The sequence below is a fragment of the Pantoea sp. QMID4 genome (assembly GCF_030270445.1).
Taxonomy (GTDB): domain Bacteria; phylum Pseudomonadota; class Gammaproteobacteria; order Enterobacterales; family Enterobacteriaceae; genus Pantoea; species Pantoea vagans.
Window position 1 is genome coordinate 99,496 of record NZ_BSXL01000011.1, and the last position, 15,442, is coordinate 114,937.

The following is a 15,442-nucleotide window of genomic DNA, read 5'->3' on the forward strand; positions in this document are numbered from 1 at the left end:
ACAGGGAACCGGCTTCGTTGCCGCCTGTCCGCATTCTGAAACGTTCTGGATAATCACCCGGTGGGCATAACATCGTCTTTTATCTAGCCACGTAATGTTGCGTTCGTCAAATGCGTTAAAGTGTGCTGAAGATGGCGCTAACTAACGGAAATTCACAGAATTTATCGGGAAAGAAGCGGGATAAGTTATTCTTATTGTTAAATCCCGCAGAATGAGGGGGCATTTTGCTGTTAATACAGTGAAATGCCCCATTTACTGTCAATCAGTGACAAAAATGCTGCACAACCTGACTGATAAGTGCCCGCGTCGGCTTAATAAATGCCGTATCGATAAATTCATCTGGCTGGTGTGCCTGATTAATCGAACCCGGACCCAAAACCAGCGTCGGGCAGAGCTGCTGAATAAACGGCGCTTCGGTGCAGTAGTTCACCACCTCAGTTGGCGTACCCAGCAGTTTCTCTACCACGCTCACCAGTACATGATTAGCCGGACACTCATAGCCCGGAATCGGCGGATGCAGCTCAGCCACCGTAACACGGCCCGGCCAGCGGGCACTCACCGGTGCCAGCGCCTCATTCAGTAACCCATCCAGATCGTTCAGCGACAGGCCCGGCAGCGGTCGGATATCCATATGCAGTTCACAGCAGGCGCAGATACGGTTAGCAGCGTCGCCGCCATGAATATGACCGAAATTCATGGTCGGATAGGGGATGGCAAAGCCGTCATGGTGATAACGCTCCTGCAGCGTGTTGCGCAGTTGCATCAGATGGGTGATCGACTCATGCATCAGTTCAATGGCGTTGACGCCACGCGCCGGATCGCTGGAATGGCCTGATTTCCCTTCAATACGAATTACATTCGACAGATGGCCTTTATGCGCGCGCACCGGTTTCAGCGAGGTCGGTTCACCGATGATGGCGCAGTCGGGACGCAGTTGTGTTGATTCCGAGAAATATTTCGCACCCGCCATGGTGGTCTCTTCATCGGCCGTGGCGAGGATATAGAGCGGCTTACTCAGCGTACTGACATCCACATCGCGCAGTGTATCGAGAATAAAGGCGAAGAAGCCTTTCATGTCTGCCGTGCCCAGACCATAGAGCTTGTTGTCGTGCTCGGTCAGGGTAAAGGGATCGCGCGTCCAGCGGCCATCGTCAAAGGGAACGGTATCCGTGTGACCAGCTAATAGCAGGCCGCCCGCTCCGCTGCCGGTTCGCGCCAGCATGTTAAATTTATGGCGGGTGCCGGGCACCGGCTGCACGTCAACGCTGAAGCCAAGGTCGCGGAACCAGCCAGCCAGCAAATTGATTAAAGTTTCATTACTCTGATCCAGAGCGGCATCGGTTGCGCTGATCGACGGTGTGGCGATTAACTGGCTGTACAGTTCAATAAAAGGCGGTAATTTTGTCTTCACTGTTGGCGGTCCTTGGGTTAGGATGTATCCATATTCATGCATTAATAGTGAATAAAAATACATTAACGTCTTCTGCAAGGGAACCTTAAATCACTGCAGATGACAGGGTGGGTAACGGGGCAAGGCCGCGACCCGGAACGTGCGACTGTAAAAAGGGTTACAGCCTGATGTTGAATACGCTGATCGTTGGTGCCAGTGGTTATGCTGGTGTTGAGCTTGCCACCTTCCTGAATCGCCATCCACATATCAACATAACCGCTTTGGCGGTTTCGGCGCAAAGCCCTGATGCCGGCAAGCGCCTGTCCGATCTTCATCCGCAGCTGAAAGGCGTGGTGGATTTACCGCTGCAGCCGCTGAGCAGCGCGGCGGAGTGGGCAGACAAAGTGGATGTCGTGTTCCTGGCGACGGCGCATGAAGTCAGCCACGATCTGGCCCCGGAATTTCTCAGGGCTGGCTGTGTGGTATTCGACCTGTCGGGTGCGTTCCGCGTTAACGACGCTGATTTTTACACCCGTTTCTACGGTTTCACGCATCAGCATGGCGACTGGCTCGATAAAGCCGTTTACGGCCTGGCGGAATATCAGCATGAGAAAATTCAGCAGGCGCAGCTGGTGGCAGTACCCGGTTGCTACCCGACCGCTGCTCAGCTGGCACTGAAACCTCTTGTGGATGCAGGACTGTTGAACGATGCGCAGTGGCCGGTTATTAATGCCACCAGCGGCGTGAGCGGTGCCGGACGTAAAGCCAGTGTCGGCACCAGCTTCTGCGAAGTGAGCCTGCAGCCTTACGGGCTGTTTAATCATCGTCACCACCCGGAAATTGTCGCGCACCTCGGTACGCCAGTGATCTTCACACCGCACCTGGGGAGCTTCCCGCGCGGTATCCTGGCGACCATCACCTGCCGTCTGAAAGCGGGTGTCAGCCGCGAAGATATCGCTGCCGTCTTCCATCGTGCCTATGACGACAAGCCGCTGGTGCGCCTCTACGATAAGGGCGTACCGGCGCTAAAAGCCGTTGTCGGCCTGCCTTACTGCGATATCGGTTTTGAAGTGCAGGACGAGCATCTGATTGTTGTAGCAGCCGAAGATAATCTGCTGAAAGGGGCGGCATCGCAGGCAGTACAGTGCCTGAACATCCGGTTCGGCTTCCCTGAAACGCAGTCACTGATTTAACGGATAACTAAACCATGACCAATTCTTTGATTATTAAGCTGGGCGGTGTGCTGTTAGACAGCGAAGAAGCGCTGGCGCGCTTGTTTGAAGCACTGCTTAACTATCGTAGCGCTCATCAGCGTCCGCTGATCATCGTCCACGGCGGCGGCTGCCTGGTGGATGAGCTGATGAAAAAGCTGGCGCTGCCGGTGATGAAGAAAAATGGCCTGCGCGTCACCCCGGCCGATCAAATTGACATCATTACCGGTGCGCTGGCGGGAACCGCGAATAAAACGCTGCTGGCCTGGGCAAAAAAATCGGGTATCAACGCAGTGGGTCTCTGTCTGGGCGATGCAGGCATCGTCAATGTCGCCCCGTTTGATGAAGAACTCGGCCATGTTGGCCACGCAACGCCGGGCGATCCGGCGCTGCTGAACACACTGCTGGCGGCCGGTTACATGCCAGTAGTAAGCTCGATTGGTATTACTGACAGCGGCGACCTGATGAATGTCAATGCGGATCAGGCAGCGACCGCACTGGCCTCGACGCTGGGCGCTGATCTGGTTCTGTTGTCAGACGTCAGTGGTATTCTCGACGGCAAAGGTCAGCGCATCGAAGAGATGACCGCCGATAAAGCCGAGCAGCTGATTACCCAGGGCATTATTACCGACGGCATGATTGTGAAAGTACACGCTGCGCTGGATGCGGCACGTACGCTGGGCCGCCCGGTGGATATTGCCAGCTGGCGTCACGCTGAGCGGCTGCCTGACCTGTTTAACGGCGTGTCGATTGGCACCCGGATTCTCGCTTAACGACTCTGATTCAAGGATTACGAAATGCAAACGCAAAACATCAAAAAAATCGTTCTGGCTTACTCCGGTGGTCTTGATACGTCAGCCATCATTCCATGGCTGAAAGAGAACTACGGCGGCTGTGAAGTGGTCGCTTTCGTGGCAGACATCGGTCAGGAGCGCGGCGATCTGGAAGGTGTGGAGAAGAAAGCGCTGCAGTCTGGCGCATCTGAATGTCACGTGGTTGACCTGCGTGAAGAGTTCATCAGCGACTACGTTTATCCGGTACTGCAGACCGGTGCGCTGTATGAAGGCACCTATCTGCTGGGCACCTCAATGGCGCGTCCTATCATCGCTAAAGCCCAGGTTGAGCTGGCGCTGAAAGTAGGCGCAGATGCGCTGTGTCACGGCGCAACCGGTAAAGGTAATGACCAGGTGCGTTTCGAAACCACCTATACCGCGCTGGCACCGCAGCTGAAAGTGGTGGCACCGTGGCGTGAATGGAACCTGCGTTCACGTGAAGCGCTGCTGGACTACCTGAAAGAGCGCAACATCCCGACCACTGCGTCGCTGGAAAAAATCTACAGCCGTGACGAAAATGCCTGGCACATCTCCACCGAAGGCGGCGTGCTGGAAAGCCCGGCCAATGCACCGAATAAAGATTGCTGGGTCTGGACTGTGGATCCGCTGGAAGCCCCTGACCAGCCTGAAGAGGTGATCGTGACCGTTGAGAAAGGTCGGGTTGTGGCGGTTAACGGTGAAAAACTGAGTCCGTTCCAGTGTCTGGAAAAACTCAACGTGCTGGGCGCAAAGCATGGCGTTGGTCGTATCGATATCGTTGAAAACCGTCTGGTAGGCATTAAATCCCGTGGCTGCTACGAAACCCCGGGCGGCACCATCATGGTTAATGCACTGCGTGCGGTTGAGCAGCTGGTGCTGGATCGCGATAGCTTCAAATGGCGTGAGCAGCTGGGCCACGAGATGTCCTACGTGGTTTATGACGGCCGCTGGTTCGCTCCATTGCGTAAGTCGATTCAGGCTGCTGCCGAATCGCTGGCGGAAGACGTTAACGGTGAAGTGGTGCTGCAGCTTTATAAAGGCCAGGCGACAGCCACCCAGAAGCGTTCCGCGAACAGCCTCTACTCAGAAGAGTTCGCCACCTTCGGTGAAGATGAGGTCTACGATCATCGTCATGCGGGCGGCTTTATCCGTCTGTTCTCGCTCTCTTCGCGTATCCGCGCCCTGAACGAGCAGAAGAAGTAATTTTCAGGCGGGGTGCACCTCGCCTCACCGTTTTAATTCAGAGGCGGCATTTATGCCGCCTCTTGTTTAACAATTCAGAGGAGTTTTCACATGGCACTTTGGGGTGGACGGTTTACTCAGGCAGCGGATCACCGTTTTAAACAGTTCAATGACTCGCTGCGCTTCGATTACCGCCTGGCAGAGCAGGACATTATTGGCTCTGTTGCCTGGTCCAAAGCGCTGGTGACGGTCAACGTTCTGACTCAGGATGAGCAGCAGCAGCTGGAAGCAGCGCTGAATGCGTTACTGGATGACGTGCGTGAGAATCCTGAGCAGATCCTGCAGAGCGATGCCGAAGATATCCACAGCTGGGTTGAAGGCAAGCTGATCGACAAAGTCGGTGCTCTGGGCAAAAAACTGCACACCGGCCGTAGCCGTAACGATCAGGTTGCGACCGATCTGAAACTGTGGTGCAAGGTGCAGATTGAGGCGCTGCTGGGTGCCACACGTGAACTGCAGCAGGCGCTGGTGGTGACGGCGGAAGCGAATCAGGATGCGGTAATGCCGGGCTACACCCACCTGCAACGCGCGCAGCCGGTAACGTTTGCGCACTGGTGTCTGGCCTACGTTGAAATGCTGGCGCGTGACGAGAGCCGTCTGCAGGATACCCTGAAGCGGCTTGATGTCAGCCCGCTGGGCTGTGGTGCTCTGGCTGGTACCGCCTACGAGATCGATCGTCAGCAGCTGGCTGGCTGGCTGGGCTTTGCTTCTGCCACACGTAACAGTCTGGATACCGTATCAGACCGCGATCACGTGCTGGAGCTGCTCTCTGATGCGGCCATTGGCATGGTGCATCTGTCGCGCTTTGCGGAAGATATGATCTTCTTCAATACCGGTGAAGCGGGCTTTATTGAGCTGTCAGATAAAGTGACCTCTGGCTCCTCGCTGATGCCGCAGAAGAAAAACCCGGATGCGCTGGAGCTGATTCGCGGCAAGTGTGGTCGGGTGCAGGGCGCACTGACCGGCATGATGATGACGCTGAAAGGTCTGCCGCTGGCCTACAACAAAGATATGCAGGAAGACAAAGAGGGGCTATTTGACGCGCTCGACACCTGGCTCGACTGTCTGCTTATGTCTGTACTGGTGCTGGATGGCCTGCAGGTTAAACGTCCGCGCTGCCAGGAAGCCGCTGAACAGGGGTACGCAAACTCCACCGAACTGGCTGACTATCTGGTTGCTAAAGGCGTGCCGTTCCGTGAAGCACATCATATCGTCGGGGAAGTGGTGGTGGCTGCCATCGGGCAGGGCGTGGCGCTGGAAGCGCTGTCGCTGGCGCAGTTGCAGCAGTTCAGTACGGTGATTGGCGAGGATGTTTATCCGATCCTGGCGCTGCAATCCTGTCTGGATAAGCGTAATGCACAGGGTGGTGTTTCACCGCAGCAGGTTGCGCGTGCCATTGGTGACGCAAAGCAACGTCTGGCGTAAATAGCAGGTAAAAAAAGCGGGCACAGTAAAAGCCCGCCAACCTCTAGCTTCAGAATTACTACTTTTTTATAGGCACATCATCAAAGCGCCTGCTCTCCCGGCCGGCGCTCAGATTCTTTACGCTGACATCAGGTAGTGTTGCAGCTCCTCACTACCGCCAATATGACGACCGCCCATGAAGATCTGCGGTACCGTCGCCCGGCCTGATACGGCACGCAGACTCACGGTTGTCGCATCCTGTCCCAGCACAATCTCTTCATACTGAATACCCTGCTCCATCAGCATCTGTTTTGCCTGAGTGCAGAAGGTGCAGCCAGGTTTAGTAAAGATGGAGACCGACTCCTGTGCTTTACACTCCGGCGCCAGATAGCGCAGCATGGTGTCGGCATCGGAGACCTCAAACGGGTCGCCCGGCTTGTTCGGCTCAACGAACATTTTCTCGACCACGCCGTTACGCACCAGCATCGAGTAGCGCCATGACCGCGGACCAAAACCGAGATCGGCCTTCTCAACCAGCATATCCATGCCACGGGTGAACTCGCCGTTGCCATCAGGAATAAAAGTAATGTTGTCTGCGCGCTGCTCAGCTTGCCAGGCGTTCATCACAAAGGTGTCATTCACCGAGACACACAGAATGCTGTCCACACCCTGTTGGGCAAACAGACCCGCTAATTCGTTGTAACGCGGCAGATGGCTGGAGGAGCAGGTCGGTGTAAATGCACCCGGCAGTGAAAAAACAATTACCGTTTTGTCTTTAAACAGCGCTTCTGTAGTGACATCGACCCAGCGATCGCCCTGACGCGTGTGAAAAGTGACTGACGGAATCGCTTTACCTTCCTGACTTGCAAACATTTTTTGCTCCTGACCTGCCGTGTTCCATTTGATGCGCGCATTATTCCTGACCACCCTTGATAGGGCCAATCGTTCATTGCTATTCTATCTATCGCCACGGGCTATCGTGGTTTGGAGGGTAATAATGAATATTCGTGATCTTGAATATCTGGTTTCGCTTGCTGAACACCGTCATTTCCGCCGTGCCGCGGATGCGTGTCATGTCAGTCAGCCAACATTAAGCGGGCAGATCCGTAAGCTGGAAGATGAGCTGGGTGTGATGCTGCTGGAGCGCACCAGCCGTAAAGTGCTGTTCACACAGGCAGGTCTGCTGCTGGTGGACCAGGCGCGAACGGTGCTGCGTGAAGTGAAAGTGCTGAAAGAGATGGCCAGTCAGCAAGGGGAAGCAATGTCAGGTCCGCTGCATATCGGCCTCATCCCGACCACCGCGCCTTACTTATTGCCACAGATCATCCCGACGCTGCACCAGACATTCCCGAAACTGGAGATGTACCTGCACGAAGCGCAGACGCAGCAGCTACTGTCTCAGCTCGACAGCGGCAAGCTGGACTGTGCGATTATCGCGCTGGTCAAAGAGAGTCAGGCCTTTATCGAAGTGCCGCTGTTTGATGAGCCGATGAAGCTGGCAGTTTATGCCGATCATCCGTGGTGCGATCGCGATCGCGTACCGATGTCCGATCTGGCTGGCGAGAAGTTGCTGATGCTGGAAGACGGGCACTGTCTGCGTGACCAGGCAATGGGTTTCTGCTTTGAGGCGGGTGCGGATGAAGATACCCACTTCCGCGCGACCAGTCTTGAGACGCTGCGCAATATGGTGGCGGCTGGCAGCGGCATTACGCTGTTACCGGCGCTGGCAGTCCCGCCGGAACGCGTCCGCGATGGCGTCTGCTATCTTCCCTGCTACAAACCGGTGCCACAGCGTACGATTGCGCTGGTCTATCGTCCGGGGTCACCTCTGCGTAGCCGTTATGAACAGCTGGCAGAGGCGATTAAAACCCACATGGTGCACTATTTCGATGCTGCGTTAAAACAGGCGGTTTAAGCCGTTTAACGCGGCAACGCGATAGGCCTCAGCCATGGTCGGATAGTTAAAGGTGGTATTCACGAAGTACTCAATCGTGTTGCCACCATTTTTCTGCTCCATGATCGCCTGACCGATGTGAATAATCTCGGCGGCACGCTCACCAAAACAGTGGATCCCCAGAATCTCTTTCGTTTCGCGATGAAACAGAATCTTGAGGCTGCCAACGTTCATGCCGACGATCTGCGCGCGCGCCAGATGTTTGAACTGCGCGCGACCCACTTCGTAAGGCACCTTCATCGCCGTCAGCTGCTGCTCGGTTTTACCCACGGAACTGATTTCCGGAATGGTGTAGATGCCGGTCGGGATATCTTCAATCAGGTGCGCGGACGCTTCTCCTTTGATAATCGCCTGCGCGGCAATACGGCCCTGATCGTAAGCAGCAGAGGCCAGGCTTGGATAGCCAATCACGTCACCCACGGCATAGATGTGCGGCTGAGCCGTCTGATACATGCTGTTCACTTTCAGCAGGCCACGACCATCCGCTTCCAGACCGACGTTTTCCAGCGACAGTGAATCGGTGTTACCGGTACGGCCGTTGGCGTAAAGCAGGCAGTCTGCTTTCACTTTCTTGCCGGACTTCAGATGCATGATCACGCCATCTTCTACGCCTTCGATCTTCTCAAACTCTTCGTTGTGACGAATGACTACGCCGCTGTTCCAGAAGTGATAAGAAAGGGAGTCAGACATCTCCTGATCAAGGAATGCCAGCAGACGATCGCGGGTGTTAATCAGGTCAACTTTGACGTTCAGACCACGGAAAATGGACGCATATTCACAGCCAATCACACCCGCACCATAAATAATGACGTGGCCCGGTTCGTGGTGCAGGTTGAGGATAGAGTCAGAGTCATAAACGCGGGGATGGGTAAAGTCGACATCGTCAGGATGATAAGGTCGTGAACCGCAGGCGATAACAAACTTCTCTGCCGTCAGCGTCTCACGCGTGCCATCGGGTTGCTCAATCTCAATGGTATTGGCATCAACAAAATGCGCATCACCCTGATGAAGTTCACAGCGGTTACGCTCGTAGAAGCCCTGACGCATGGCAGTCTGCTGGCTGATCACATTTTCAGTGTGATTGAGAATGTCGGCGAAAGAGGAGCGAAGCAGTCGGGTATGATCGCTGTAGAGCGGGTTCTGGTTGAATTCAATAATGCGACTGACGGCGTGGCGAAGGGCTTTAGAAGGGATGGTGCCCCAGTGCGTACAACCGCCGCCGATGTTGTGGTAGCGTTCGATCACGGCGATGCGCGCTCCCTGTTTTACCAGCCCCATCGCCGCCCCTTCACCGCCGGGCCCTGAGCCAATCACAATGGCATCGTAATCGTAAGACTTTTGCATACCGATACGTCCTATTATTTATACATTTTTACAACGAGATTCTAACATCTCGTCGCGCACTTCTGAATTCTATCAGCGATTTTCATCACATTTTGACAAAGAGTGAGGTTCACAGGCGGTGACAAAGATTGCCAATCTGTACGCTGAAAATTTTGTTATAGTGCCCACTCAATACCGCTAAAGGCAGAGAGCATGGGCGTCAGAGCGCAACAAAAAGAACGTACACGACGTACACTGATTGAGGCAGCTTTCAGTCAGCTCAGCGCCGAACGCAGTTTTACCAGTCTGAGTTTGCGGGAAGTTGCCCGTGAAGCGGGAATAGCACCCACCTCTTTTTATCGTCATTTTAAGGATGTTGATGAGCTTGGTCTGACGATGGTGGATGAAAGCGGACTGATGCTGCGACAGCTGATGCGTCAGGCGCGCCAGCGTATCGCCAAAGGTGGCAGCATCATTAAAACGTCGGTGGCGACCTTTATGGAGTTCATCGGCAACAACCCCAACGCTTTCCGCCTGTTATTGCGTGAACGTTCCGGTACCTCTGCCGCTTTTCGTGCCGCTGTGGCGCGTGAAATTCAGCACTTCATCGCTGAACTGGCCGATTATCTTGAGGTCGAAAATCGCATGCCGCGTAGTTTTACCGAAGCGCAGGCGGAAGCAATGGTAACGATTGTTTTTAGCGCCGGTGCAGAAGCACTGGATGTTGATGCTGAGCAGCGACGTAAGCTTGAGGATCGGCTGGTACTGCAGCTGCGTATGATCGCCAAAGGCGCTTATTACTGGTATCGCCGTGAGCAGGAACGACTGGCGGTTACCCTGGAAAAACCCGAAGAGCAATGAGTAAGGATCCGTCCATGACCCACCCAGGTATCCGTGATAAAAGTACTCTGGTACTGGCTTTTATTACCGGCTTAGCGATTAACGGCTCGTTTTCTGTGCTGTTCAGCGCTTTTGTTCCCTTTTCGATTTTTCCGCTGATTGCGCTGGGTCTGGCGGCCTGGTGTCTGCATCAGCGTTATCTCAACACCAACATGCCGGACGGCATGCCCGGTCTGGCGGCGGCGTTTTTCCTGCTGGGGATTCTGGTGTATAGCGCGCTGGTGCGGGCGGAATACCCGGACATTGGCTCCAACTTTGTTCCTACCGTTCTGATGGTGGCGCTGGTGTTCTGGATTGCGACGCGATTCAAGCGCAAGCGTAATCAGTAGGGATATCATCAGGAATATATGAAAACGGGGACCTCAGGGTTCCCGTTTTTTATATTGTTGACCACGTCTGTCCTGATTAGCTGTAAGACCGAGCCGGCACATGAAACATGGTCAGATCGGAAAGACGCAAAACCCGCCATCCATGACACGCTCGGCCCGCGCGATTACGCACCTCATCCCTGAGGTGCGCCCGTAAATGGGCCAACGCTTTGCGTTGTTCAAAAACGCTCCCGGCGTTTTTGTCCCAGGCGCGGGACGCTTTCCTCTTCTGCTCATGTTTCCTGCGCCCTGACCATATTTGTTGCGGCTGACTTCACCCCAGGCCAGTACGGTCTTAACAATTTCAAAACGGGAACATCAGGGTTCCCATTTTTGTTTACGCTTTACGCGTCAGCAGAACGCCGCATTCCATATGGTGGGTATAGGGGAATTGATCAAACAGCGCCAGCCGTGTTACCTCATGCGTTTCTGACAGCGTCTGCAGGTTGTCGCTCAGCGTCTGCGGGTTGCAGGAGATATAAAGGATGCGCGGATACGCCTGCACCATTTTCACCGTCTCTTCATCCAGTCCGCTGCGCGGCGGATCGACAAAAATCGTCTCGCATTCGTAGCTGGTCAGGTCAATCCCTTCCAGACGATTAAAGCTGCGTACGCCATTCATCGCCTGCGTAAACTCTTCCGCTGCCATGCGAATGATCTGCACGTTATCAATCTGGTTCATGGCAATGTTGTATTGCGCCGACGCAACAGAAGGTTTGGCGATTTCTGTCGCCAGCACGCGGCGGAAATTACGCGCCAGCGCCAGCGAGAAGTTACCATTGCCGCAATAAAGCTCCAGCAGGTCGCCCTGTGAATCCTGCGTCACATCCAGCGCCCACTCCAGCATCTGAATATTCATCGCCGCGTTGGGCTGGGTAAAACTGTTCTCGACCTGACGATAGATAATCTCACGACCCGCCACGGGCAGACATTCGTCTACATAGTCGCGATCCAGACAGATTTTGGTCTTTGTCGCACGGCCAATCAGCTGCACATCCAGCCCTTCAGCGCGCAGCTGGTCACGCAGCGCCGCAGCTGCCTGCTGCCATTCATCATCAAGCTTGCGGTGATAGAGCAGTGAAATCACAATCTGATTGCTCATGGTCGACAGATAGTCGATCTGAAACAGTTTATGGCGCAGGGTGCGGTTATCACGGATCGCGGCGATCATCTTTGGCATCAGCTGGTTGATCAACTGGCTGGCCGCCGGGAACTGATCAACACGGATCCGCTCGCGTGTCTGCTGATCAAAGATGATGTGATAGATATCATCGCCGTCGTGCCACAGGCGAAATTCAGCGCGCATCCGATAGTGGCTGACCGGCGAACGGAACACCTCCACGTCGGGCGCAGCAAACGGCGTCATCATCGTCTCTAAACGACTGACTTTTTCCGCCAGCTGTGCGTCATACTCTTCAATGGGGAGATGTTCGGGTGTCATGATCGATCCTGATTAATAGCTTACCAGCGGGCGATTGTAGGCATTCACTTGCTGATGTCCAGTCCTGCAGCGAGAAGATATTTAGCAGTCTGGACTTCCGTATCTCTACTCCGTAGACTGCAGATGCCGGCCTCAAGACCGAGTTACCAGGGAATCCAGTGTGAATCTGGAGCTGACGCGCAGCGGTAAGGAATGTCGTGATGTGTGCAAGTGCAGACACTGTCCTCTGGGATGGGAAGTCATCATCACTTATGGTTCCCAGCCCGAAGACCTGCCGGTGTAACGTCGCTACTCGTTCAATCATCGCGTTCTATTGATTGTCGGCCCGCGGCATCCTGCTTCGTCTTATGGATGCGATTAAAAATGACAAAAAAAACCGCATCGCTGTTCGCGCTGAGCGCAACGGCGATTTCTCTCTGGGCGCAAAACGGTTTTGCGCAGGGAAGTGATGATACGCAAATCGTCACTGCTAACCGTTTTGCTGAATCCGTTTCAGGTGTGCTGGCACCGACCACCGTCGTCACGCGTGATGAGATTGATCGCTGGCAGGCCAAAAGCCTGACGGATGTGATGCGACGTCTGCCGGGTGTCGATGTCGCGCAGAATGGCGGACTGGGGCAGCAGAGTTCACTGTTTATCCGGGGAACCGAGTCCCGACATGTGCTGATCCTGATTGATGGTATCCGGCTTAATCAGGCAGGCATCAGCGGTTCGTCTGACCTCAGCCAGATTCCCCTGTCGCTGGTGCAGCGCATCGAATACATTCGCGGCGCGCGGTCTGCGGTTTACGGTTCTGATGCGATTGGCGGCGTGGTGAATATCATTACGGGTCGATCGCAACCGGGCACCACGCTGACGGCGGGCATGGGGTCAAATGGTTATCAGACATACGATGGCTCCACCCAGCAGAAACTGAGTGATGCGACAAAGCTGACCCTGGCTGGCAACTACACCTATACCAAAGGGTATGACGTGGTGGCGGGCTATCCCAATGACTATGGTCCGGCGCAGCACGATCGCGACGGCTTCATGAGCAAAACCCTGTATGGCAACCTTGAGCATCAGTTCAGCGATGAGCTCAGTGGTTTTGTGCGCGGATATGGGTTTGATAACCGTACCGCCTACGACGGGTCATACACTTATGATGACAGCTTCACTAATATTATCGGTCTGGCGGATACCCGTCAGCTCTACAGCCAGACCTGGGACACCGGTTTACGCTTCAATCGTGACGTCTACTCTACCCAGCTCATCGCCAGTTACGGCCATACCAAAGACATTAACTACGATCCGCGCAATGGCCGTTATGGCGCTGCATCTACCTTTGATGATGTCACCCAGTACAACCTGCAGTGGGGCAACACCGTGCAGGTGGGGCAGGGCGCCGTCAGCGCCGGTGTTGACTGGCAGAAAGAGACGACCGAGCCGGGCACGAACTATCTGTCAGAGGGCTATGAGCAGCGTAACACCGGCCTTTACCTGACCGGCCAGCAGCAGTTTGGCAGCGTCACCCTTGAAGGCGCGGTACGCGGTGACGACAATAATCAGTTCGGCTGGCATAACACCTGGCAGACGGCGGCGTCATGGGAGTTTATCTCTGGCTACCGCGTGTTCGCCTCTTATGGTACAGCTTTTAAAGCGCCAAACCTGTCGCAGGTTTACAGTCCGTTTTATGGTAATCGCGACCTGGATCCGGAAAAAAGTAAGCAGTGGGAAGGCGGTTTTGAAGGCCTGAGCGGGCCGGTGAACTGGCGTGTGTCGGGCTATCGTAATGACATTGATAACCTGATTGAAGGCGATCCACAGACCTTCCGCTACTACAACATTGAGCAGGCGCGTATTAAAGGCGTTGAAGCCACCGCCGGATTTGATACCGGGCCGCTGACGCATCAGCTTTCTTATGATTATGTTGATGCGCGGGATGGCAGCACCGATCAGCCACTTATCCGCCGGGCTAAGCAGCAGGTGAAGTATCAGCTCGACTGGACGCTGTATGAGTTTGACTGGTCCGTCACCTACCATTATCTGGGCCACCGTTATGATACCGACTTCAACAGCACGCCCAGCCGTCGTGTGAAGTTAGGGGGAGTGAGTCTGTGGGATCTCGGCGTCTCATATCCGGTCACTTCACAACTCACGGTTCGTGGTAGAATTGCCAACCTGTTCGATAAAGATTACGAGACAGTGTATGGCTATCAGACTCCAGGACGAGAGTATTACCTCAGCGGCAGCTACAACTTCTGATTTGCGCCCTACCGTGCTGGTGTTTGATTCCGGCGTTGGTGGGCTTTCTGTCTATGACGAGGTCCGTCAGCTGTTGCCGGACCTGCATTATCTCTATGCCTTCGATAACGCGGGCTTCCCATACGGTGAGAAAAGCGAAACCTTCATCGTGGAGCGGGTGGTCGCTATCGTTGAAGCTATTACGCAGCGCTATCCTCTCTCACTGGTCATCATCGCCTGTAATACGGCCAGCACGGTGTCATTACCCGCTTTACGTGAACGCTTTGCGTTTCCTGTGGTGGGGGTGGTGCCGGCAATTAAACCGGCCGCGCGCCTGACGCGCAATGGCGTGGTGGGATTACTGGCAACGCGGGCTACGGTGCGCCGTCCTTATACCCATGAGCTGGTGTCGCAGTTTGCCGGCTCCTGCAACATTGAGATGCTGGGATCGGCCGAGCTGGTGGAGCTGGCAGAAGCGAAGCTCCACGGTGAGGAGGTTGCACTGGACGAGGTGCGCCGCATTGTCCAGCCGTGGCTGAGGATGGCTGAGCCACCGGATACGGTCGTCTTAGGCTGTACGCATTTTCCTTTACTGCGCGAAGAGCTGCAGCAGGTGTTGCCTGGAGGAACGCGTCTGATTGATTCCGGTGCGGCAATCGCCCGACGTACCGTCTGGCTGCTGGAGCATGAAGCGCCAGAAGTGCACTCCTCGCAGCAGAATGTCGCATTCTGTACGGCGCTGGATGGCGAAGCGGGTCAATTATCACCCGTTTTGCAGCGTTATGGCTTCCCGTTGCTCGAAAAACTTGCGCTTTAGCGGCTTTTAGCTGAAAAAATCAGCACTCGGAATTTTATTTGAAATTAGCACTTGTCAGCCTCCGAGAACTCCCTATAATGCGCCTCCACTGACACGGCACAACGGCTTACGAAGCGCCGGGTTGAGTAGGTTCGAAATCATACGAACCAGTAAGTTAAGCGAAAATAAATGCTTGACTGACAATGCGGAAAGCGTAATATACGCAGCCCGCGCCGCAGTAAATCGCGGCATGCTCTTTAACAATTTATCAGACAATCTGTGTGGGCACTCGCAGGATTGATATCAGCGTCTCCGGACGTAAAAAATATCAAAGCCTCACGAGTGAACACATAATGAAATTCATTATGACGTTTTACA

At 54.6% G+C, this 15,442-nt stretch carries 13 protein-coding genes and 1 riboswitch; of the genes, 9 read left to right on the forward strand and 4 right to left on the reverse strand.

The features are described 5' to 3' along the window. Positions 1 to 262: 262 nt before the first annotated feature. On the reverse strand, positions 263 to 1,411 hold the full coding sequence (gene argE / locus QSK07_RS21245; RefSeq protein WP_285722934.1) for an acetylornithine deacetylase: 1,149 nt from the start codon (positions 1,409 to 1,411) through the stop codon (positions 263 to 265). 167 nt (positions 1,412 to 1,578) lie between these two features. Between argE and argC the strand changes: the two genes are divergently transcribed. The 4 genes from argC to argH all read left to right on the forward strand — a co-directional run bounded on the left by argC (position 1,579) and on the right by argH (position 6,080). Continuing rightward, positions 1,579 to 2,583 (forward strand): N-acetyl-gamma-glutamyl-phosphate reductase, encoded by a 1,005-nt coding sequence (gene argC / locus QSK07_RS21250; protein WP_098052046.1) that lies wholly within the window; start codon positions 1,579 to 1,581, stop codon positions 2,581 to 2,583. A gap of 14 nt (positions 2,584 to 2,597) precedes the next feature. Continuing rightward, on the forward strand, positions 2,598 to 3,374 hold the full coding sequence (gene argB / locus QSK07_RS21255; protein ID WP_285722936.1) for an acetylglutamate kinase: 777 nt from the start codon (positions 2,598 to 2,600) through the stop codon (positions 3,372 to 3,374). 24 nt (positions 3,375 to 3,398) lie between these two features. Next, positions 3,399 to 4,616, forward strand: a complete 1,218-nt coding sequence (locus tag QSK07_RS21260; protein WP_098052048.1) for an argininosuccinate synthase — start codon at positions 3,399 to 3,401, stop codon at positions 4,614 to 4,616. 90 nt (positions 4,617 to 4,706) lie between these two features. After that, positions 4,707 to 6,080 carry an argininosuccinate lyase gene (argH, locus tag QSK07_RS21265; RefSeq protein ID WP_098052049.1) on the forward strand — a complete coding sequence of 458 codons (1,374 nt, stop codon included), beginning with the start codon at positions 4,707 to 4,709 and terminating at the stop codon, positions 6,078 to 6,080. Positions 6,081 to 6,197: 117 nt separating this feature from the next. Here argH and QSK07_RS21270 read toward each other — a convergent pair whose 3' ends face one another. Continuing rightward, positions 6,198 to 6,932 carry a glutathione peroxidase gene (locus tag QSK07_RS21270; RefSeq protein WP_285722939.1) on the reverse strand — a complete coding sequence of 245 codons (735 nt, stop codon included), beginning with the start codon at positions 6,930 to 6,932 and terminating at the stop codon, positions 6,198 to 6,200. A 124-nt stretch (positions 6,933 to 7,056) separates the two neighbouring features. Between QSK07_RS21270 and oxyR the strand changes: the two genes are divergently transcribed. After that, a complete protein-coding gene (gene oxyR / locus QSK07_RS21275; RefSeq protein WP_098052051.1) occupies positions 7,057 to 7,974 on the forward strand; it encodes a DNA-binding transcriptional regulator OxyR in 918 nt (305 codons plus the stop codon). On the opposite strand, the gene sthA is transcribed toward oxyR, so the two are convergent. Further along, a complete protein-coding gene (gene sthA, locus QSK07_RS21280) occupies positions 7,957 to 9,357 on the reverse strand; it encodes a Si-specific NAD(P)(+) transhydrogenase (protein ID WP_285722942.1) in 1,401 nt (466 codons plus the stop codon). The genes oxyR and sthA overlap by 18 nt on opposite strands. A gap of 192 nt (positions 9,358 to 9,549) precedes the next feature. On the opposite strand from sthA, the gene fabR reads away from it, so the two are divergent. Both fabR and QSK07_RS21290 read left to right on the forward strand, forming a co-directional pair. Next, positions 9,550 to 10,197 carry an HTH-type transcriptional repressor FabR gene (gene fabR, locus QSK07_RS21285; protein ID WP_013359449.1) on the forward strand — a complete coding sequence of 216 codons (648 nt, stop codon included), beginning with the start codon at positions 9,550 to 9,552 and terminating at the stop codon, positions 10,195 to 10,197. Between the two features lie 14 nt (positions 10,198 to 10,211). Then, on the forward strand, positions 10,212 to 10,565 hold the full coding sequence (locus QSK07_RS21290) for a YijD family membrane protein (RefSeq protein ID WP_098052053.1): 354 nt from the start codon (positions 10,212 to 10,214) through the stop codon (positions 10,563 to 10,565). 376 nt (positions 10,566 to 10,941) lie between these two features. Here QSK07_RS21290 and trmA read toward each other — a convergent pair whose 3' ends face one another. Beyond that, complete coding sequence (trmA, locus tag QSK07_RS21295) at positions 10,942 to 12,045, reverse strand: tRNA (uridine(54)-C5)-methyltransferase TrmA (protein WP_285722945.1); 1,104 nt, start codon at positions 12,043 to 12,045, stop codon at positions 10,942 to 10,944. Positions 12,046 to 12,155: 110 nt separating this feature from the next. Beyond that, positions 12,156 to 12,338, forward strand: a riboswitch (cobalamin riboswitch). Positions 12,339 to 12,408: 70 nt separating this feature from the next. Between trmA and btuB the strand changes: the two genes are divergently transcribed. Both btuB and murI read left to right on the forward strand, forming a co-directional pair. Further along, the gene (gene btuB / locus QSK07_RS21300) at positions 12,409 to 14,289 is read left to right on the forward strand and encodes a TonB-dependent vitamin B12 receptor BtuB (protein WP_285722947.1); all 1,881 of its coding nucleotides are present in this window, start codon (positions 12,409 to 12,411) and stop codon (positions 14,287 to 14,289) included. Next, the gene (murI, locus tag QSK07_RS21305) at positions 14,234 to 15,085 is read left to right on the forward strand and encodes a glutamate racemase (RefSeq protein WP_285722949.1); all 852 of its coding nucleotides are present in this window, start codon (positions 14,234 to 14,236) and stop codon (positions 15,083 to 15,085) included. Before btuB ends, murI begins: the two co-directional genes overlap by 56 nt. The last annotated feature ends 357 nt before the right edge of the window (positions 15,086 to 15,442 follow it).

What these genes read in the sequence shown, in the direction of transcription:
- argC (WP_098052046.1), top strand. Translation starts at nt 1,579, where the DNA reads ATGTTGAATACGCTGATCGTTGGTGCCAGTGGTTATGCTGGTGTTGAG.
- argB (WP_285722936.1), top strand. Translation starts at nt 2,598, where the DNA reads ATGACCAATTCTTTGATTATTAAGCTGGGCGGTGTGCTGTTAGACAGC.
- QSK07_RS21260 (WP_098052048.1), top strand. Translation starts at nt 3,399, where the DNA reads ATGCAAACGCAAAACATCAAAAAAATCGTTCTGGCTTACTCCGGTGGT.
- argH (WP_098052049.1), top strand. Translation starts at nt 4,707, where the DNA reads ATGGCACTTTGGGGTGGACGGTTTACTCAGGCAGCGGATCACCGTTTT.
- QSK07_RS21270 (WP_285722939.1), bottom strand. Translation starts at nt 6,932, where the DNA reads ATGTTTGCAAGTCAGGAAGGTAAAGCGATTCCGTCAGTCACTTTTCAC.
- oxyR (WP_098052051.1), top strand. Translation starts at nt 7,057, where the DNA reads ATGAATATTCGTGATCTTGAATATCTGGTTTCGCTTGCTGAACACCGT.
- sthA (WP_285722942.1), bottom strand. Translation starts at nt 9,357, where the DNA reads ATGCAAAAGTCTTACGATTACGATGCCATTGTGATTGGCTCAGGGCCC.
- fabR (WP_013359449.1), top strand. Translation starts at nt 9,550, where the DNA reads ATGGGCGTCAGAGCGCAACAAAAAGAACGTACACGACGTACACTGATT.
- QSK07_RS21290 (WP_098052053.1), top strand. Translation starts at nt 10,212, where the DNA reads ATGACCCACCCAGGTATCCGTGATAAAAGTACTCTGGTACTGGCTTTT.
- trmA (WP_285722945.1), bottom strand. Translation starts at nt 12,045, where the DNA reads ATGACACCCGAACATCTCCCCATTGAAGAGTATGACGCACAGCTGGCG.
- btuB (WP_285722947.1), top strand. Translation starts at nt 12,409, where the DNA reads ATGACAAAAAAAACCGCATCGCTGTTCGCGCTGAGCGCAACGGCGATT.
- murI (WP_285722949.1), top strand. Translation starts at nt 14,234, where the DNA reads ATGGCTATCAGACTCCAGGACGAGAGTATTACCTCAGCGGCAGCTACA.